The organism is Rothia sp. 110740021-2, assembly GCF_054263775.1.
The window spans coordinates 153,759-174,595 of sequence record NZ_JBSZFE010000002.1 but is presented as its reverse complement, the minus strand read 5'-3'; the positions used below and the strand labels follow the sequence as shown (position 1 = coordinate 174,595).

The window sequence follows — 20,837 nt, the reverse complement described above, 5'->3', positions numbered from 1 at the left end:
CTTTTCGATGAACTTTTAGCGGTGAGCGCCGAACAAGACTCGGGTCGAGAATCTACACCCTACTCTTTCTTGATATAAGATTTCTTTATAAATCAATATGATGAAAATATGAGGTGGATACTACTCTGTATCCGCCTCATATTTATATCTTTTCCTTTTTCCTTCAAAAAGGTGACTGGTAAAATAAAAGGACGAAGGGCACCCAACCAGCACCCTCGAGAAACTCTTTTCGGACCCGCATATTCTCATGTGATAGCGAGAAGAAAAACAGCTTAGAGAGAGTATTTTCTCAGTGGTAAACATTCTTCGCTAATTCTCGTGTTTTCACTACAGATATCGGTTATATTTCTCACCCCTCCGATACTTCAACCACACCGGAATAACTATCGCCGCTACCAACCACAAGGAAGCCCCATGATTATTGGCTACGCCGCTGGCGCCTACGACCTTTTCCACTACGGCCACCTCGAGATTCTCCGCAAGGCTAAGGAAAACTGCGACTACCTCATTGCAGGCGTCGTGCACGATGACGTTCTGGAAATGACCAAGGGCCGTCGCCCCGTCATCCCCATCGAAGAGCGTGCCGCCATCGTCAGCCACATCGACTACGTGGACGAAGTGCACATTGAAACCACCCCCGACAAGCTCAAAACCTGGAAGCAGAAGCCCTTCAATATCTTCTTCAAGGGCGACGACTGGAAGGGTACCGAAAAAGGCAACGCCCTGGAAGCATGCTTCGCAGAGGTCGGTGTGGAAGTACACTATTTCCCCTACACCGAGCACACCTCCAGTACCAAGCTGTGCAAGGTCGTTGATTTGCTCGAAGCAGAACACGATCTGCGCGTAGAGATGCGCCGCTTCGCTGAGCTGCTTGGCGAGCGCGAATACTCCGAAGCGATTGTCGCCCCCTAACACCCCTACCCCTTCATCGGTGCGTTAGAGCTCATAAGACTCATGAAGAGACACAAAGAAGATCCCCGCCGTAAGTACTTACAGCGGAGATCCTCTGCATATTCGCGGTATATCAGCTACACCTCAAAGGTGAGCGTCTCATAAGCTTTAGCGCTGTGCCAGCCACTTCTCAGCGGAGGACCCCAGAACCTTCAGCACACGGCCAACCTGCGGCTCAGCAGCGACTGCAATCTTCTTGCCCACCAGCGGGATGGAGCAGGAAACTTCACCGTTGACGTCCAGGCGGGTCTGCTCACCCTCGGGGGTCAGCTTCTGAGTAGCCTGAGCGGACACGGGCATGCCGTTGACCTTGACCTCGGTAGAAACAGTGCGGGAGCCGTCAGCAGCCGGTGCGCTTACGGTGTCCACCTGGGTCATAGCAACGCCGTTGCCGACGAACTTACGAGCGATGTCCGGCACGCGCTCGGCGGGCACGGTACGCTCGGTGGTTGCGGTGAACTCAGCGGAGGTGTCACCGGAAACGGAGAAGCTACCGAATTCCACGCCAATCTCGGAGCATACGAAGCGTGCGAAATCCTCGTTAGAGAATGCCTCGATAACCTGCTCAACGCTTGCGTTGATAATGGTTGATTCCTGAACTGCCATAATTATTCCTTTCGTAGTGCGCGAAAAGCCCGCGCATTATTCCTTCTAAGGATACGGTGCGCGGGGTTTCGCAACCAATGTAAAGACGCGAATCCACCTGAGAATATGCCGTGAACAAGGGAAAATGTCCGCAGCCTCTCCCAGAGTGGTTGGAGGATTTGCATGCCGGCCTAAAAATGCGGGAAACACCTCCGAGTAGCTCCCACCTCGTATCACTAAGGATGCTAGGGTTTAGAAAGCTAAAGCTTTTAGACGCTGGTTAGGTGCTGGGAGCCATCGCGTCAATGCGAGCCATCTCAGCCTTACCCGCACGGTGTGTGTGAGCAGCCTGCTTCAAGCGAGCCCAGAAGGAATCCTTACGGTGGGTCTTGCCAGCGAGCAGATTCTGCAGTTCCTTGCCCAGTTGCGCTGCAGAAATCTCCGGGGTGGAGATGTAGGGCTCAGCGGTGCGGAACAGGGAAGGGTTTGCCAGAGCAAGATCCAGCTTGCCGAAGAGGTCTTCGCGGCTTTTAACAACAACAGCGTGACCGCGCTTCTCCATCAGAGTGGTGAAGGGGACCTGGTGGTTGTCAACGACTTCGTCGAACTCTGCGCGGCGCGGAACAGCCAGGGGCAGAGCGCCGGTACGGCGTGCATCATGGATGGAGCCGGGTCCGCCCTGAACCAGTACTACGCGTGCTGTTGCGTAGTATCCAGCAGTTCGGAGGCGGGAAGAAGCTTAAGGTTGTCTGCGTGCTTAACGGGAGCAGTGTGGCCATGCTGCACGAGGCAGGTGACCTCGGGGTGAGCCTCAAGATAAGCCTCAACCCAACACAGGAGACGATCAAAAGTGTGAACGTCGGTGCCGAGGGACACCACCAAATCGTATGTCTTAGTAGGAATATGAACGGGCGCGACGGCAGGGGTAAATACGGGCAGGTCGAACTTGGAAGTATCAACGCTGACGTGGGGGAAGTTCTGAATAGACATAGCCTATTCCTCTCTACGTATTTATCGGTAGTAACCCCGTATACTTGACGCAAAAATCCGGAGGGCATCATTGGTATATGCGGCGGTGTCGTGCCGGAGAAAATGGTGAGTAATCTCCGCATACGCTTCTCTGGCGAGTGGTTAGTTCGCTTGGATGGTGAGTCCATAGCGGAGTGTGCGACTTATGCGTATCTGTATGTATTAATTAAATACCATACCCTGAAAATAAGGCCCTCAGTACACGCGAGGATGCTATTTTCAGGATAAATTCATCACTCTTAGAAAATGGGATGAATTACACGAGAATCAGGGAAATTCTCCTGCTGTTCCTCGCTCTGAACAATCATTCGATCAGCAAAGGTGTATAATATCTTGCCAGTCATCGTCGGTAGAGTCGGGCGGTCAAAACACTCAATATAAAGAGTCTTTACGCCAAAGAGTCTAGCCGCCACAAAGAAAGGAACGGCAACACCGGCGCCGGCAGAAACAACCGCATCCGGATGTTCCTTCGGAAAAATATGAAATGCCAAGAACAGATTACGAATAGCGTTCTTAATATTTCGAGTGGTTGGGTAATAAGCCCAATAGGTCTTCTCATCAGCCAGAGAAGATTCAACATCGGGCTGCTTAAAGCTAACCCACACGCGGTCATAATCCTGCCACGCAGCAGAAGTAGCCGTCAGATGCTTCAAGTGTCCGCCACTGCTAGAAACCAGCAGAAGCTTCTTCTTCGGTGCCTGAGAGGAAGCTGCCTCAGTCATAGTGTTCTCCTAAAGCCCGAATACAAGAGAAAAATAAGAAGAGAAGATAAAGGTGAGTTGACGGGTTTGGCAACGCCTGGATCAACAGACCTGCTACAACAGATTCGCCTCAACAGGAGTTACCGACCCCACGCTTAAGGACGAAGAATGAACCCGCACAGAGGCGAGGTATCCATCAACAGACCCCGATTACGCGCGGTCCAGTTATTCCCGGCCTAGTTATTCGCGGTCCAGGAAAACAGCTAGAGCGTTCACGCCCTCAAGCTGATCCAGCTGAGTGAAAAGCTCACGAACCTGCTGCAGAGAAGTAGCAACAGTAACCGGAACCAGAGCCAGGCCGGCAGCCTGAACGAAACGCAGCTGGGTCGACAGGGGAGTAACGGTGCTCAGGCTAATCACCAGAGGAGTCTCGCTCTTCTCAACCAGTGACTCGGGAGTGTGACGGGTCAAAATGTTACGAACCGAAGCGTAATCGGTGAAACGGGCGTACTCGGTGGGCATAACGCGCTGCAGCATCTGGTACAGGTGCTCAACGCCGCGGTCAGTACCGGGTAGAATGACAATGCCGGATGCGCCAGCACTCTTCAGATCGCCATCAGGAGCGCCAATAGTGCGCAGCAGCATGAATGGGTCATTCGATTCAGAAGAGGAGCCCAGCTCGTGAACCGGGATACCAGCATCTTCCAGACGGTCAGCGTAACCAACGTGACGCATGGTGCGGTCACGACCGTAAGCCAGTACAGCACCAATCAGCAGACCGGCAACAGCACCAACAATAGCCATCTTTACCGGGCCAAGAGCCGAGGAAGAAACCGGAATCTGAGCCTCGCTCATCACGCGGCCACCGGTGGTGGAAGTCAGCTGGATCTGGACGCGACGCTCCTGTAGCTGAGAAAGCAGACCTACACGGCCGTTATCACCCTCGAGAGCAGAAATCTGCTCATCAATCTGGTGCACAGCAGAATCAACGCTGCTCTTTAGAGACTCGGAACGAACCTGCAGGTACGCGTTAGCCATAGCGTTAGCGTAATGTGCAGCATCCGTGCCGTTGGGGCGGGTTACCTCAATATCCAGCACGGCAGTCTGGGAGGTACCGGTCACCTTGACGGAGCTCATCAGGCGGCTGGTCAGCTGAGCCTCAGAGAGGGTATCGCCGTTAGCAATCAGAGACTTCGCGGCGTTCTGCGCAACCTCACGAGAGGAAGCAACGCGAGACTCAGTAGCAATATCCACCTTCGTAGAGTTAGCACTACCGGTACCGGCGGGATCAACCACCAGCGGGTAAACAACCAACGAAGCCTTAGAAGTGTACTTGCTATTGGTCATGTAGCCGTAAGCGGCACCCGCTACAGCGAAAACCACGACCGACAGCAGAATTAGCAGACGGTGTCGAAAAATGCGACGTACCTGGCTGCCAAGGGTAACTGAGGAGGTATGAGAGGTGTTATCCATAAGGACATCCTAGAGGAAGAGAAATGTAGAAGAAGTCGAAGGCTTAAGACTTCGCGCGGCGGGCGGAGAAGAAGCGCTCAATACCGAGAGCCTTGCGGAAACGGTATAGCACCGCACCGTATACCGGAACGAGCAGCACCAGGTACACGATGATGCCCTGAACGCTCTGACCCAAGAAGGCCAAAGACACCAGAGCATACGCTGTCGGGACAGCCGCACCCACGAAGAGTGAAGGAGCCATCTCACGGAGCGAAGCACGAATACCTACGAGGCGGAACACCTGGTAGCTCGCCAGGAAGGTGTCAACCAGCAGAGCAGAAGCCCAAGCCGTCACCGCACCGTAGAGGCCCCAGACCGGCACCAAGGTGAAGTTCAAGGTCACAGCCACCACCAGCGAGGAGAGCTTGTTCAACAGCTGCCAGCGACTCTTACCGCTCATCAGCAGAACAGACTGCACCCCACCGGCACTTATCGACAGCATCGCCGCCGGGCAAATCACCCAGAGAATACCGGCGCCAGCCTCAAAGCCCTTACCGAAGAAGCCCAGAAGAACCGGACCAAAGAACGCCAGAGAGAGGTAGAACGGCCAAGACAACGCAGTCAACACGCGAGTGGTCGAAATGAAAATCTCTCGAGCACGATCCAGCTGACGAGTAGCCAACGCCGCACTAATCGATGGGCCGGTCACCACGCGGCCGGTGTGCTCAATCATGGCGCCCACACGAACACAACGGTTCACAGCACCATAGACACCACCGGCAACGGCACCTGAGAATGCCGTCACCACCAGCACGTCAATCCATTCCAAGATAGTCTCCATAACGGTAGCGACACCCCGTGCAGAGCTGAAACCCCAGAACGAACGGAATGTCTCGGTCGGAGAATCTTCAGAAGGAAGAACCTCCACATGCTCCTCAGAAGGGAACGCACGCTCCAAAAGCCACAGGGCAACCACCGCAGTAATCGCAACCGGAATAGTCCAGGCGTACACCAAATCCATGAGCTGACCCGAGAAAAGAACCACCAAACCCACTGCCGCAAGACGCAGAGTAGGAAGCAGAACATTCTGTAGGAGCGTAAAAGTCACCACACGCTGCAGACCGCGTAGCGCGCCGAAGAACACCGTCATCAACGCCGCTAGCAGCACAAAAGCTGAGCTGACGCGCATTGCCGCCTGATACGCAGGAGCCATCGGCACAAGCTTGGTGTACATGTACACACCCGCCACCAGAAGTACCGAAGTCACCAGTGAAGGAATCAGACCGTAACGGATCAGCTGCGGAAGCACACCGTAACGACCCAGCGCACGCTGAGCACTCATCGTACGAACCAAGCCAGTATCCGCGCCGAAGGTCACCAGCGAAATCGAAATCGCGAATAACGCCATCAGACGGAAAAACTCGCCCGAGCCCTCAGCACCGATACCGTTCGACACCACCATCGTGGTCACAAAGGCGATACCCGCACCGTACATCACACATAGAGAAGCAAGAGAGCCGCTCTTTGTGAGGCTGGGCTGCTTATCCCTTCCGGGAGTTTTCTTAACCGGCGCGCTCTTCGCGGACGCGGTATCAGCCTGAGTACCTGATACGGAAGGCTTAACCTTCTCATTCAGAGTCTTTTCTTCCTGCGCCTTTTCTACAGCCCCAGCAGTAGCCGGGACAACCCGCCGGGAACCGGACAGATGAGCACCCGCTACAGCGGTAGCTTTCGCTGCTGAGGAACCTACAGCCGAAGTACCTGACTCCGAAGAACCCGCCTCCAAAGAATCGGGCAACGATCTCTCGGAAGCAAAGCCTCGAGCCGGAGGCACAACCGACAGTGCCATAGTCGCAGGAAAACGACCGGAACGGATATCATCTACCGTCAGAGCGAACTCATCGGCAGAAGACTCTGCCAGCGAGTCAGTCTGCTCAACATACTCGCCGCTCTCATGCAGGTGTGCACAGCGGCTAGGATGGCCACCCGTCGAGTAGGCATCATCGAAAGGTGAAACCGCGGTGGTCTCTAAACCAAGGGGGGACTGGTTCTTCGTCATAACCGCTCACCACCCCGGATGGAACGGATGCAGGCCATCGACGCCAGCATCAGAATGGTTAGCTGAGCAATATCGAAACTGTAGAAGATGAAAACAACACAGCACGTGACCGGCACGCTATGTAGCCAGTACCCGGAGGTGGTCTTCACTCGCGCGCCGCTTGCCACAGTGCACGCCATGAAGAGCACGAATAGCGCCAGACCCACGAAGCCGAAGCAGAACATCAGAGTCCACAGATACCCCTGGGTACCCATTGACACACCAATGCTCGGTTCCATACGCGGAGCGCCGTAACCAATAATCGGGGACTCCAAGGTTGCCTTCCAGGTGGCGCGGTAGAGCGCCGCACGGCCACCGGTGGAGTCCGAGTAGTCCTGACGACCCAGAATATTGTCCACAGTGCCCGACGCAAAGAGTGTCACAACCACAGCTACGATTGCCGCAACACCCATACCCACCGCACGCCAATGAGCCGCCAGGAACTGACGCAACAGTACGTATGCTGCGCTGATGCCAAGACCAATGAACATACCGCGGTTACTGGTCGCAATTGCTGGCACGGTAGAAAGTGCCATACCGATCAGCAACGCAATACGCAGCCAGATGGAACGCAGACGAAGTAAACACGCCAGCATCACCGGGGTGAGCAGGGTGTACGCCAGACCCCAACTATTTGTATAAGGGAACGGTGCGGAGGGTCGAATATACGCCTTGGGTGCACCCCAAGGATGCTGAACCTCAGCCAGGGGAGGAAGCATGTAGTCGCGAACCAGCGGGTTCTGCATAAAACCAGCAGGCATGATGAAGCTCATTGGAGTATGCAGACGGAACTCGGGGAAGAGAACACCACCGTAACCCAGAACAATCAGGGTCACCCACAGAGTCGCTAGACCACTCAGCAGCCTATTGATGCTAATAGAGGATCGTGCGTTGTAGTAGTACAGGGAGTAAATGCCGGCACTGAGAATATTTATAAAGCGCAGACCCCAACCAATAATGTCGGTGGAGCGGGTCAGTGCAAGGGCTGCAACAATAACCCACACGCAGAATGCGCCCCACACCCACAGGGAACCGGGCACATGCACATTACCTCGAATAATGAGGTAAAAAAGCATGATCGCTGCCAGTACCAGCGGTGCAATCTGAAGCACACCCAAAGCCCACAGCGCCGGGAAGCTGTACAGCAACGCCAACAGAGGCCAGGCGGGGAGCTTCTTCTGCGCCGTAGATACCGGGTGGTTGCGCGCGCGGGCACGTAGAATACCGCTGGGCGGTGTGGCCACCGACCCGGTGGAATCCTTGAGGGTCACAGGCGAAGTACCCGGAGGGGAAAGAACGGAAGAAGAAACCATATCTGTGCGATACCTGGTTAGAGACCTCGACCGGTCTTCTGGACGAGATCAAGAAGAGTAGCGGGCTTAATAATGCCGGTGGACACAATATATGCCGCCCAAGCACGAAGCTGCTTGGGGTCGCGGCGCAGAGCAGCGCGAGTGTAGGCACGCGCCTGCTTGTTGTTACCCAGGGACGCCTGAGCGTATGCAATCTGACCGGCGATACGTGCCAAGCCTTTGGGATCCTGCTCGAATTCGGGGAACTTACGCAGAATGTAGCTGAGGCCGTCAACCATGGATTGCCACTTGCCGGAGAAGAAGGAAGGGCGGTCCCAGAGCACCAGAATCAGCGGCTCGGGTACGCTCAGTACATCGCCGTGGCGGGTTGCGCGTAGCAACAGGTCGTAGTCTTCACCATAGGCGGCGGGCAGCTCCTCATCGACCAGACCGATGCGGGCGGGCTTACCGTCAACGCCGAGTAGATCCTCGCGGGAGTACAGCATGGCGGAGGGGTGAATTTCGGTAATGCGCGAACGCAGGAAGTCAGCGAAGGTTGCGTGCTCGGGTGCCCGGCGCACGATGTCCTGACCGCCGGAACGGACGGTAATACCCGAAGAGATAGCGGCTGCTTCGGGGTTTTCGCGCCAGAGAGCGACCTGCTGGGTGAGCTTGGAAGGCATCCAGTAGTCGTCATCATCGCAGAAGCCAATCATCTCACCGATGGAGGCGATGATGCCGCTGTTGCGGCCGCCAGCCAGACCACCGGAGCGGGTGTTGGAGACAATCTTCAGGGCACGGTTTTCACCGACCTCAATGTCCTCAAGGCGGTCGGGGTCGACTCGGTCAAAGACGACAACAACTTCAACGTAACCGCGGTAGCTCTGCTCAAGGATGGAACGTACAGCCACGCGTAGCAGTTCGGGACGCTTGCCGTTGGTTGTGATAACAGCGGAAACAGCAGGGTTGCGAGAGGTGAAGCGCATCATTGGGGTTCTCCTGACTCAGCGGGGGTCGCGAGGCTAACGTACTTGCGACGCATGGACAGAAGGGCGGTTGCTGCATTAGCCAGTAGAAGCAGTGCGTAGATGATGACGAATACGGGGCCGAAGCCAACAAAAATGTAAATCCAGCAGAGGGCGCCGGCGTCCATGTGCAGGTTGATGAAGGAGCGCAGGGGACCACCGCTCGGGGGAGCAGCGGTCTTGCGGTTGTTGCGTAGCTGCTCAGCCAGAGTCTGGCTCATGAAGTGACCGGCGGTCAGCGCGGTGAAAATCATGGGCATCGCAATGATCCAGCTGTTGAATGTGCTGGATCCGGTGAAGGAGTAGTGCGCCGGGTACAGCAGGAAGGAGAGCAAAGTCGCCATGTGCACGGAGGGCACACGGATGGAGTCGACTACATGGTCGAGCCACTCACCGGCGGGGGAGGATGCGCCGGTCACGCGAGCAACCTGGCCATCAGCGGAGTCCAGGCCGTAACCGAGGGCGAAGAGTAGTGCAACGCAGACACCCATACCAACGCTAGGTGGGTAGGTAATCAGAACGATGAGCCCTGCTGCGGAACATGCGGCGGAAATTGCGGTGACGCGGTTGGGGGTGATGCCCAGCGCGACAGCAGTCGCGGCGAAGTAGCGTGCTACTCGGCGGTTGACCCAGCGGGTGTAGGCGGGAACGCCAATGCTAGGCTTCTGCGCTGCTTCAAGAGAGCGCAGGGTGTGAGAAAACTTCGCAGAAAATCCCGATGTGGGCGTGGAATTTGGGGTGTGAGGTGCCTCAGAGGTGGACATGTATATTCCTTTTTAACCGGTGAGAGAAGTGAAGGAGAGTGAATTACTCCCTTTCGAGATGGTTGCGAGAAAGTCCGGAAGTCTCACACACGAAAAAGAGGCGGTTAATCCCTTTTTTCACATACACCACTATATAGATATTTTACAACGAGATAAAGTGCAACAGGGGGCGTATGGTCAGGGCCAATAATTGTATTGTAAAAAGCTGGTGAAAATGCGCTTTAGTGCAAATGTACGGGTCTATGTGAAGGGTCTGCGACTGCTTCTCGCTCGGCATGTCAGTGCTTTCCTCCCGCACACTGCGGCTGTAGAAAACATTTCTGGACATTGTACAGAGATGCACATAACAGGAACACAATAACCGGAATAAATAATGCAAAAAACACAGAAAAGCGAGTGGAACACGCAAATGGGGTTTGATTTCCTGAAATATCAGAAAATCAAACCCCATTTATCGAGATTGTCTAGAAGGTATTAGTTCCTTCGGGACTGAATCGGAACACGAGTTCCAATTCCGTTGTTGAGAGCGCGTTGCTCACCCTGCTCAGCGGTAGCGTTATTCGCCTTCTCAACCACGGCTGCTCAGCCTCGTTGGCTACGGGTGCCTTCGCTCCCTTGTCTTGGCGGGCTGCTCAGCAACCGGTGCCTTAGCAGTTGCCTGCATGTCGAAGCTTATATTCGGGCGAACGTTACGTCGAGTAATGCCCGCATGAACCTCAATCGCGATGAGGTTCTCGCCAACCTTCAGCTTGGAAGAAGGAACGGTGAAGGTCACCGGAGTCTTCTGAGCATCAGCAGTATCAATCGAGCTTGATGCCAGCGAGCTAGCCCACAGCTTTCCATGGGTGTCGAAGTTGGTACGACCAACTTCTTCACCGTTGACACCGACCGCAATAGCATCGTCTGCGTAAGTAGTTAGCACGAGATCACGGCTGGCCTGCTCACGGGTGAGATGGACGGTGGCGTAGGCGTAGATGTTATTGCGGGTCTGCATCGGCGGGGTCTCAGCAATGGTGTTGAGTTTGTTGCTGCCCAAGCCAATCGGAGTCTTGCCGGTCTTCCATGCCTCCTGGGCGATATCCTCCAGGGAGAAGTGGAAGCCGTACTTCCAGCCGTACTTACGGTTGGGAGCATTGGAAGCAACCATGTACTTCCACTCGGATGCATAGGGTAGAACAATCTGGTCCTTAGTGGCCTCGTCCTTCTGCTCGTCCTTAGGAGTTTCTTCCTTCGGCGCCTCAGTAGTTGCTTCTGCACTCGGGGTAATGCTTGCGGTCAGGTCTGCAGTTGCAGTTGGGTCTGCTATAGGCGTTTCGGTTGTTGTATCCGTAGGAGTCGGGTGAACCGGTGCTACCTGAACCGGAGTAGAGGCAGAGTAGTTATCCGAGCTGTCCACAGCACGCACAAAGTAATGTGTGTTATCGGTGTGATCAATCTCGAACTTCGTACCCGAAGTGCTAGCGATGACTCGGTCATCACGCAGAATCTGGTAACGAACACTACCGGTATCCTGCACAGCGTCCCAGGTCAGAACGTCCTTATCGTCCTTCAACTCTACCTGCAGGTTCTGCGGGGTAGGCGGAGGAGTCACATCACGAGCCTCAAAGCGTGCAAAACCAATGGTCTCCTGAGTGCCGTGAACACCCAGCGAACGGTGGATATCGCCGCCAACCCACAGGGTACCCTTCGAATCCACGAAGGACTCCCAGATACCGAAGCCGTTATTACCCTTAATAGAAGGGGAGAACTCCGGCAGCATCTTACCGCTGTCCTTATCGAATGCAGCAACCAGCTTGACCGAGTGGACCACACTCGAACCGCCCAGAGGGCGCTGTTTATTACGAGAACCCTGGTAGAGGAAGTCACCACAGTGGCAGGCACCGTAAATATTGTTACCATTCAGGTGCAGATCCTGGAAGTCGCCACCTTCGCGAGTAATCGCGGTGTAGGTGGGGGTCAAAGACGCCTTGTCGTAACGAGAAATGAGGTGTTCAGTACCGCCCACCCATATGCCGGTACCGGCATCCTGGACGTCGAACTGGAAACCCCAAATCTTAGTTTCATTACGCAGGTCAGAGACATGAGCACGGGCAGGAATCTCAGACTGCTGGTACACCCACGGGCTACCCTTCTGCATGTGCTGAGTAATATCGGCCACGCGGTAGGCAAGACCGCCGTTGAGCCAGGTGAAGTAACCGGCGACGTAAACGTGAGAGTTATCAGCGGAGGCACTAATACCGTTGACGGTACCGTTGAACACCTGGCGCCAATTACGGTCCACGCTCACAGTACCGGGTACGCTGTTAGAAGGCTCACCCAACTTAAAACGGGCAATATTGCGTGAATACGCAACACCCGCTTTTTTACTTTCGTAAATGTGGGTAAAGGTGCCACCAATATACACATAGTCACCCTGACGGTGGATGGTCTTCACCTTCATGACCTCAGTAGAAATACGATCTTCGATTCTAACCTGGGCCCATTCGGGGGCAATTTCACCGGTCGTAGCGTCAACGACAACGAAGCTCTCATGCTTCTCACCGTTCACCATGGTAAAGAAGCCACCAACAGCCAGGCGGTTATTTGGCAGAGCTTCAACAGCCTTCACCTGACCATTAACAGTCAGCTTGAAACCGCGGCGCAATTCGCCAGTTTCAGGGTCAAAGGCAGCAATATTAGCCTGCTTAACCACCTCTCCGGAGGAGGACTCAACATGCTTGAAGTCGCCGGCAAGGAACACGCTGGAGGTGCCGTTACCGTGATCAACCTCGGTAATAGCCTCAACGAAGGTGTTCATTTCGGTGGTTTTACCTGAGGCCGTGCTATTGCTGGTACGCCAACGCCAAGTAGCCGAACGGCTACTGGGCAGGGCACGACGAGCGCTCGCCGGAGTACCGGAATCCGGGATAGTATCCAGGTTCAAATTATTCTGAGTCAGCTTGGGGCGCAGGAACATCTGGGTGTAACCGAAAGAGGTTTCACCGTTGCCTTCCTTGCCGTAAATATAGGAGTTCCGCGCGTCGGTCAACGCCGGCTCAGAACCATCCTGCGAAATGGGGGAGTTTGCACCGTAGCGGAAACCCATGCGGTAATCCTGTGAAGCTAACTCATCAAAAATCAAGGCCTTGAAGCCGTTGTTCTGGCCACGCAGAATGTGGTCCTGCCACGTGCCGTCAGCCCAGTACTTGCGGCCCTCTTCGTTATAGGAAGAGAACTCGTCAGGGTTGGTGATGGTCGCATTCGACCAGACAGCGCTCGCACGCAGAGCCCAGGTCCACTCGGAGGTTTGACGGCGGTCAACCGTAGTTTCCTGCCACTTGGTGCCCGAAGTGTTTAGAGCGCGGCGGAAACGGTAACCGTCGGGCAGCTGATCGGGGCGAGTGCCGTTGAGCAGCTGAGAAATAGTGGTGCCCGAAAGCTGAATCGGGGTCTTCGCAGCGGGCAAGGAGCTCAGCGCCTTGCCCTGTTCAAGAGTCATACCCGAAGATGCGGGCGCGGCATCGCTGTAGAGCTGCGAAGTGTCACCCTGACCTTCGTAGTTTTCGGTCCAGCCGTCGCGGCCCTCACCAATCTTGACCCAACCGCCACCATCGGTTTCCTGATCGCAGTAGAACTGAGTCGGCTGGCTCATCGAAGGAGTGTATAGCCAATAGGCGCCGCTCTTTGCCTCGGGGTCAGCCTGCTTGGCTTCCCAGCAGCTGGCGGCAGCACGCTCAGAGGTCGTGCCATTGTAGAAAGCAGAGTTCCTTTTTTCCGCAGTCTGTTCGACAGCGGTACTCGGCGTAATAGTGGGGATAGCTACAGGCAAAGCCAAAGCCGTAGCAATGCTCAAGCAAAGAGCTGAGCGAGTTATAGCAGAACGTGAAAAGCCGGAGCCCGTCATGCCAAGGTGGGCTTTCATAATATCTCCAAATGAATGCCAAGAAATGTTATCGAGTGCGCATCAACATTAATGCGCTATGGAGGATAATGCACGGTTCCCAGCGAATCATAGCTGGAAACCGGTATTTTTATTAAACCCTAGCAGTCGGCGTTGTTCGGGAAATCATGGGTTGCAATCTTCCACTGACCGTCAACCTGGACAAGGGTATAAATATTGAGCGAACGCTTCGGAGAATTGTCATCCTTAACAGGATGATTATTCTCGTCATAGATCTTCACCGAAGAAGAGTCCATGCATACTTCCAGCATGTGTGCGGGCTGACCCTTGTACTGGGTTTCAGCCATACGGGGAGTACCCACCACAGTGGAAGAACCATCATAATGCCAGCCAGCCAGAGCGTACTCGGAAGCCTGCACGGCAAACTCAGCCGCAGCGGAATCTACGGCTACTGCCTCGATAGAACGAATCGTCTCATCGTCGAGAACAGCACGAGCCTGCTTAACGTTCTGTCGCTCAACTTCCTCATTGCTGGTCGGTTCAGCAGCGTTCTCAGGGGAAGGAACAGCAGAAGGAGCTGCCTTGACCTTATTCAGAATATTTTCATAGGAGTTGACCAGCTCGGTAATCTTCTTAACCTCTTCGCTGTCAACGGCCGCAGAAGAAGCATTCTTCATCTCTTCAGAACCGATGTAAACCTCTTCAAGCTTCTGAGCATCAGAGGAAGTCGCCTCATTCTTTGCTTCAGCTGAAGCCTCGGTGGAGGCGTTGGAGGAAGTCTTAGCAGTGCCCTGATCGGAAACACGGGGAGAAGAGCTAGAAGACTGCGCAGAAGAAGCGTGAGCAGAAGCGCTCGCAGATGCAGAAGCAGAAGAAGAGCTATCGGATTTCGGGTTCTCGGTGGCGCAACCGCTCAGAATTAGAGCAGATACACCAACGGTGCCCAGGGTACCCAAAAGGAGGGAGTGGGAGGACTGCTTGAAAAATGCTGACATAGGAAGCCTCTTTAGTGGTTGGACTGAGAATGACTATATTCAGGAAAATATTACCCCGCGGTGACAAAACACCTAAGGCTAACACGTAAAGCTGGGAGAATACTTAGACTTGTAAAAAATAATGTTTTTATAACTTATGAGAATAGAACCTAAAAAAATGCCTATTAGTACCTAACTTGAAGGTAAATGTATATCGCCGAATGAAAGAAATTTCAAGGAAATGAATAAAATAGATTCACTTTGTGCAAAAATATCCCTGGCGATTATAAAACCAGCCCGGGATAATAGGGTGAATATCACTAAAAATCTTTGTTATAAAAGTGGGTATCGCCCTTATGAGGGGGTTATACCGCCTGAACAGCCTTGGTACTTGCTGAATAGTTGTCCGTAGTATCTACCGCACGCACATAATAGTGGGCGCCATCGTGGTAATCCACCGAATAGCTCGTACCCTTAACCGTCGCAATAGGACGATCATCACGCAGAACCTGGTAGCGAGCGCTGCTCTCGCGAACGCCAGGCCAGGATAGCTTATCGGTCGAACCATAACGCTGAACCGACAGCTTAGGCGGAGCCGACGGGGCAGTCACAGTGCGAGGAGCAAAGGGAGTGAAACCAACCGTATGCTGCTTACCGTGAGAGTCCAGCGAACGGTTGTTGTCGCCACCAACCCACAGGTTGCTACGAGAATCCACGAAGGACTCCCGGATGCCGAAAAGGAACGAACCGGCTCACCCGAATCCACGTTGTAGTCAGCCAAGTATGGCTGATCAACGCGCTCGCCGCCAGCGGACTCCATATACTTGAAGTCGCCACCGGCGAAGACAATATCGCTCACCTGAGTAATAGCCTGACCGTAGGTGTTCATCTCGTTCTTTTGCTCGGTGCCAGTCTGCTAACTGGTACGCGAACGAACGGGTATTGTGTAGCTATTGGGCAGATCACAACGGTTGCTAGTGGCAGAGTCAGAACCAATCTGCGAGAAATTCAAGTCACGCTGAGTTAGCTTTGGGCGCAGGAACACCTGAGCGAACGGAATAAAATAACCGGTAGAACTGCGCCTCGTTAAATGTTAAGAATCGGCACGATCATTACCGAAGTTCACCAGCGAACTGTATGTAAAACGATCTGGTAGCCCTGGTTTGTGTGAGTGAATAAACGCACTGAGCTGGTGGTAATACCGGGAGCCATCTCCGAGGTGGAACCGACCATATGGGGGTGCGGTTAATGTCGGCATCGGTGAACTTCACGTTGCCCCAACGCTGACCGTAGCTCAACGCCCAGGTCCACTGCTCAATTTGAGGACGCTGAACATAAACATTCTGACACTGGGGCCCCTCGCATTGTGAGCACGGTGCAGGCGCATGCCGTCGGAAAGGTTCTGAGGCTTAATGCCGTTCAGTAACACATAGACAGTGTTTTCCGGAAGCTGGATCGGAGTATAAAAGCGGAAGGGTCGGTGAGGTTCTGGTGCAGCTGATTCGGGTCGCCGGGGCCATTGTAGGACTGGATCTAACCCTCATGACCGCCGCCAATCATGACCCAGCCGCCGCCATCAGGTTCCTGATCGCAGTAGAACTGCGCCGGGTCGCTCATCTGCGGGGTGTACGGCCAATAAGTGCCAGAGGAGGCTGAAGGGTTGACTTGCTTGACCTTGTAGCAGGAAGCAGCCGCCTGATCGCTGCTGGAACCATCATGGGTGCCGGTAGAGCAGCCGAAGCTGGGGTAGTAGGAGTAAGAGGTGCCGCGCTGAGAGCGGTAACAAAAGCGAGTGCGAAAGCGGCATACTTCTTAGCGGACCATGAAAGGGTTATGGGCTTTTTCAGCGGGATTGTTCGTGTATATGGTTGTCATATGCGTCTTTCTGATGCGACGTTCCGGGAGGAAGACGCGGTGCGGTTTTTCTATAAGTGTTATTGAATGGGTTACATGATTAAGCTATGAAAATAATAGTGCACAAAGTGCAAAGATGCGGATGAGGGTGTGATTTGTATCCTATAAAATCGACTTTGTCGTCAAGAAATGACGCAGAAGAAAACCATACTCATATATCGCCATTGAAAGTGACAATCGGGTACAAAAAGCTATATCTACAGCCAAAGAAGCCCACGAAAGAAAAATGCCATAAAAAGCAGAGTAGACCTACAATAGAAAAGCCGCACACATCACCAAAAGTGCACATAAAATTCCTCAAAATAAAACACTCGGGCACCCCACCCGACACCACCTCACACCAGCCACCCATCGACACCCTCAACCAGCCAAACCGCCGGAACCGAGGACAGCAGATTCAGGAGAACCCGTGAGCACCACCCGAAAAGCTACCGCACAGCCCCTCGAAGCGCCCCTGCACCCCCTCCTGAAAACCCTCAACCAACTCAGCAGCTGGGCCGCAATCCGCACCGCCGCCTCCGTGCACCCCACAGAACGTAGCGCACACACCCTCATCGGCGCCGTCGGAGGAACACACGCCGCACTCATTGCCGAGATCTCCGCCGCCGTACGCGCAACCACCCCCGAAGCTCTCAGCCTCATTATCACCCCCACCGATCGCCAAGCAGAAGACCTCGCTGCAGCCCTGCGCTCCTACCTGCCCGCCGCCGACATTGCGCTCTTCCCCGCCTGGGAAACCCTGCCCCACGAACGTCTCTCACCGCGTTCCGACACCGTAGGCCGCCGGCTACAGGTACTGCGCGCCATGACCGGGGAAGCAGCCAAACGCCCCCAAATCGTTATTGCACCCGTACGCGCCGTGATCCAGCCCATCGTCACCGGCATCGAAAAACTTGAACCTGTACACCTGGTTCGCGGCGAAGAATACCCCTTCAAAGACGTAGTACGAGGCCTCAACGACGCCGCATACTCCCGCGTAGACCTTGTCGCCAAGCGCGGCGAATACGCCGTACGAGGCGGCATTATCGACGTCTTCCCGCCCACAGCAACCACCCCCGTCCGCCTCGAATTCTTCGGTGACGAACTCGATGAAATACGCCACTTCTCCGCTGCTGACCAGCGCACTCTCAGCGAGGGAGAAGAGCTCGCTGAACTCACCCTGCTGCCCTGCCGTGAATTGCTCATCACCCCCGAGGTTATGAGCCGCGCCGCCCGCCTGAAAGCCGACTATCCGGCAGCTGCAGCCATGCTCGAAAAGATTGCCGGCGGAATCTACGTCGAAGGCATGGAGTCGCTCATCCCGCTGCTCATCGAATCCATGAACACCCTCACCGAGCTGCTGCCGGCAGGGTCCATGATCATTAACGTCGAACCCGAGCGCGTGCGTGCCCGCGCCGAAGACCTCGTCGCCACCAACGAAGAATTCCTCGCCGCCGCATGGGATACCTCCGCAGAAGCCGACGCAGTAGCACCCATCGACCTCGGCCAGCTACGCATGAGCGACAGCGGATTCCGCACCATCGACCAAACCGCCGCACAGGCGCTCGAAGCCAAGCTCAGTTGGTGGGAAATCACCGAACTCGTCACTGACGCAGACCTACTCGAAGACGCCGCCGGGGCACTCCAGCACCAGAGTATTGCCGACGCCATCGAAGACGGAATCGACACCTACTCCGTCAACGCCACCCCCGCAACCGCCTTCAACGGTTCCGTCGAACGCATGCTCAGCCAGGTTGGCGACCTCATCCGCCAACAGTGGACCGTCCTCGCCCTCACCAATGGCCGTGGATCCACCGACCGCATCATCGACCTCTTCCACTCCGGCCAAGGGGCACCTGCCGTACCCGCAGCCCGCCGAACCAGTCTAGAAACTGACCCCGCTGGCAAGCTCGACCACGGCATTGTCGAGGTGTGCGAGGCGCCCGCCTCCGCAGGCTTCCTCATCGAGGAGGTGAAGCTAGCCGTCTTCACCGAAGCTGAACTGCTCGGCCGCCGCGGCACCTACTCGCCCCGAGGCGCTGCCGGACAAAAATTCAAGACACGCCGCCGCCGCAACGCTGTCGACCCGCTCGCCCTGAACCCCGGCGACTACGTGGTGCACGAACGCCACGGTATCGGCAGGTTCGTCGAGATGACCTCCCGCCCGGTGGCTGGCGTATCCCCGGTCAATGGCGTACAGCCCATGAAGGAATACCTGGTCATCGAGTACGCCCCCGCCAAGCGCGGCGGCGCACCTGACCGCCTCTTTGTTCCTTCCGACCAGCTGGACCTCATTTCTAACTACGTGGGTGGCGAGAACCCGAGCCTGTCGAAGATGGGCGGTAGTGACTGGGCTAAGACCAAGTCCCGCGCTCGCAAGGCTGTCAAGGAAATCGCCGCCGACCTGGTGAAACTCTATTCGGCTCGCCAGGCATCGCGCGGTCACGCCTTTGCGGCAGATACTCCCTGGCAGCGAGAGCTGGAAGAATCCTTCCCCTACAACGAGACTCCCGACCAGCTCACCGCCATCCACGAGGTGAAGGAAGACATGGAGAGAGAAATCCCCATGGATCGCCTCATCTCCGGTGACGTGGGATTCGGCAAAACTGAGGTTGCTGTGCGTGCCGCATTCAAGGCGGTACAGGACGGCAAACAGGTCGCCGTGCTCGTACCCACGACCCTGCTCGCACAGCAACACTACGAGACGTTTAGCGAACGCTTCTCTGGCTTCCCCGTGAAGATTCGCGTGCTCTCCCGCTTCCAGAAGGCGAAAGAAACCCGCCAGATTACCGAAGAAATTGCATCCGGCGCGGTGGACGTGGTGATTGGCACCCACCGGATTCTCTCGGACAGCGTGGTGTTCAAGGACCTGGGCCTGGTCATCATTGACGAGGAACAGCGCTTCGGTGTGGAGCACAAGGAAAAGCTCAAGCAGATGCGCACGAATGTGGACGTGCTCGCCATGAGTGCTACCCCGATTCCGCGCACCCTGGAAATGTCGCTAACCGGTATTCGCGAGACCTCTACCCTTGCCACCGCGCCGGATGAACGCCACCCCGTGTTGACATTCGTCGGTCCGCGAACCGACAGCCAGATTACCGCCGCAATCCGTCGCGAGCTCATGCGTGAAGGACAGGTGTTCTTCGTGCACAACCGCGTGGCTGACATCGACGATGTCGCCGCGGAAATCGGCAAGCTCGTGCCGGAGGCACGCATCGCCACCGCCCACGGCCGCATGAGTGAATCGCGCCTGGAGCAGATTATTGTGGACTTCTGGGAACGCCGCTTTGACGTGCTGGTCTGCACCACCATCGTTGAGACGGGCCTGGATATTTCGAACGCGAACACCCTTATTGTTGACCATGCCCAGAACTACGGTCTGAGCCAGCTACACCAGCTGCGTGGACGCGTGGGCCGTGGCCGCGAGCGCGCCTACGCGTACTTCCTGTACCCGGTGGATAAGACCCTCGGCGAGATTGCGCATGAGCGTCTGAAGGCTGTGGCGACCCATAACGAGCTGGGTGCAGGTCTGCAGCTCGCCATGAAAGACCTGGAGATTCGCGGTGCCGGCAATCTGCTCGGCGGCGAACAGTCCGGCCATATTGCCGGTGTCGGTTTTGACCTGTACCTGCGTCTGGTCGGCGAGGCGGTGGCGAACTATCGCGGCGAGAAGGAAGAGCGAGAGGTCGAAACGAAGATTGACCTGCCCGTCAACGCGCATATTCCTCACAACTACATTGATTCTGAGCGTCTGCGCTTGCAGGCGTACCGTCAGATTGCAGCCGCGGACACTGAAGAAAAAATTGCTGAGGCTCGTGAAGAGCTCACCGATCGTTACGGTGAGCTGCCGGAGGCGGTAGAAAACCTGCTGGCCGTCGCGACGGTGCGTATGCATGCCCGTGCCGCCGGTATTCACGAGTTGGTGGTTTTGGGCCCGAAGGTGCGTGTGGTGACCGCTACGCCGCTGCCGGAGTCACGCCAGATACGTCTGAAGCGCGTGTACCCGGGCTCTACCCATGCCCAGCCGAAGGGCATGGACACCTGGCTGACTCTGGTGCCGCGCCCGAAGACCATGCCGGTTGGCGGTAAGGACCTGGTGGACGGTGCGATGCTGCAGTGGGCTGAGAAGTTCATCAACTCGATTTATTCGGAGAAGCCGCAGGCTCTCGAGGACTAGAAGTCAGAAGAATAGG

General features: G+C 55.5%; 14 protein-coding genes and 1 pseudogene. 2 read left to right on the top strand and 13 right to left on the bottom strand.

The genetic code is table 11. From position 1 onward, the window contains the following. Positions 1-414: 414 nt before the first annotated feature. Positions 415-912, top strand: coding sequence for an adenylyltransferase/cytidyltransferase family protein (locus ACUXHH_RS06680; RefSeq protein WP_458391082.1), 498 nt, complete (start codon positions 415-417; stop codon positions 910-912). A gap of 147 nt (positions 913-1,059) precedes the next feature. On the opposite strand, the gene ACUXHH_RS06675 is transcribed toward ACUXHH_RS06680, so the two are convergent. The 13 genes and pseudogenes from ACUXHH_RS06675 to ACUXHH_RS06615 all read right to left on the bottom strand — a co-directional run. Further along, positions 1,060-1,557, bottom strand: coding sequence for a DUF2505 domain-containing protein (locus tag ACUXHH_RS06675; protein ID WP_458391081.1), 498 nt, complete (start codon positions 1,555-1,557; stop codon positions 1,060-1,062). Positions 1,558-1,816: 259 nt separating this feature from the next. Continuing rightward, positions 1,817-2,200 carry a hypothetical protein gene (locus tag ACUXHH_RS06670; protein ID WP_458391145.1) on the bottom strand — a complete coding sequence of 128 codons (384 nt, stop codon included), beginning with the start codon at positions 2,198-2,200 and terminating at the stop codon, positions 1,817-1,819. A 26-nt stretch (positions 2,201-2,226) separates the two neighbouring features. Further along, positions 2,227-2,526, bottom strand: a complete 300-nt coding sequence (locus tag ACUXHH_RS06665) for a hypothetical protein (RefSeq protein WP_458391080.1) — start codon at positions 2,524-2,526, stop codon at positions 2,227-2,229. Positions 2,527-2,804: 278 nt separating this feature from the next. Further along, positions 2,805-3,287 carry a PssD/Cps14F family polysaccharide biosynthesis glycosyltransferase gene (gene pssD, locus ACUXHH_RS06660; RefSeq protein ID WP_279754321.1) on the bottom strand — a complete coding sequence of 161 codons (483 nt, stop codon included), beginning with the start codon at positions 3,285-3,287 and terminating at the stop codon, positions 2,805-2,807. Positions 3,288-3,506: 219 nt separating this feature from the next. Then, positions 3,507-4,739, bottom strand: coding sequence for a Wzz/FepE/Etk N-terminal domain-containing protein (locus ACUXHH_RS06655; RefSeq protein ID WP_458391079.1), 1,233 nt, complete (start codon positions 4,737-4,739; stop codon positions 3,507-3,509). A 43-nt stretch (positions 4,740-4,782) separates the two neighbouring features. Continuing rightward, entirely contained in the window at positions 4,783-6,777 is a 1,995-nt protein-coding gene (locus ACUXHH_RS06650) for a lipopolysaccharide biosynthesis protein (RefSeq protein WP_458391078.1), read from the bottom strand. After that, entirely contained in the window at positions 6,774-8,129 is a 1,356-nt protein-coding gene (locus ACUXHH_RS06645) for an O-antigen ligase family protein (RefSeq protein ID WP_458391077.1), read from the bottom strand. Before ACUXHH_RS06645 ends, ACUXHH_RS06650 begins: the two co-directional genes overlap by 4 nt. 17 nt (positions 8,130-8,146) lie before the next feature. Further along, positions 8,147-9,097, bottom strand: a complete 951-nt coding sequence (locus ACUXHH_RS06640; RefSeq protein ID WP_458391076.1) for a glycosyltransferase family 2 protein — start codon at positions 9,095-9,097, stop codon at positions 8,147-8,149. Next, on the bottom strand, positions 9,094-9,897 hold the full coding sequence (locus ACUXHH_RS06635) for a CDP-alcohol phosphatidyltransferase family protein (protein WP_279741859.1): 804 nt from the start codon (positions 9,895-9,897) through the stop codon (positions 9,094-9,096). The genes ACUXHH_RS06640 and ACUXHH_RS06635 overlap by 4 nt, the downstream gene beginning before the upstream one ends. A 595-nt stretch (positions 9,898-10,492) precedes the next feature. Beyond that, on the bottom strand, positions 10,493-13,729 hold the full coding sequence (locus tag ACUXHH_RS06630; RefSeq protein ID WP_279741861.1) for a fibrinogen-like YCDxxxxGGGW domain-containing protein: 3,237 nt from the start codon (positions 13,727-13,729) through the stop codon (positions 10,493-10,495). Positions 13,730-13,917: 188 nt separating this feature from the next. Beyond that, on the bottom strand, positions 13,918-14,772 hold the full coding sequence (locus ACUXHH_RS06625; RefSeq protein WP_279741863.1) for a hypothetical protein: 855 nt from the start codon (positions 14,770-14,772) through the stop codon (positions 13,918-13,920). A gap of 344 nt (positions 14,773-15,116) precedes the next feature. Beyond that, a complete protein-coding gene (locus ACUXHH_RS06620) occupies positions 15,117-15,467 on the bottom strand; it encodes a hypothetical protein (protein ID WP_279741864.1) in 351 nt (116 codons plus the stop codon). A gap of 817 nt (positions 15,468-16,284) precedes the next feature. After that, positions 16,285-16,377 (bottom strand): annotated as a pseudogene (locus tag ACUXHH_RS06615) (fibrinogen-like YCDxxxxGGGW domain-containing protein); the annotation flags it as partial. A gap of 697 nt (positions 16,378-17,074) precedes the next feature. Here ACUXHH_RS06615 and mfd point away from each other — a divergent pair. Next, positions 17,075-20,821 carry a transcription-repair coupling factor gene (gene mfd / locus ACUXHH_RS06610; protein WP_458391075.1) on the top strand — a complete coding sequence of 1,249 codons (3,747 nt, stop codon included), beginning with the start codon at positions 17,075-17,077 and terminating at the stop codon, positions 20,819-20,821. Positions 20,822-20,837: the final 16 nt, after the last annotated feature.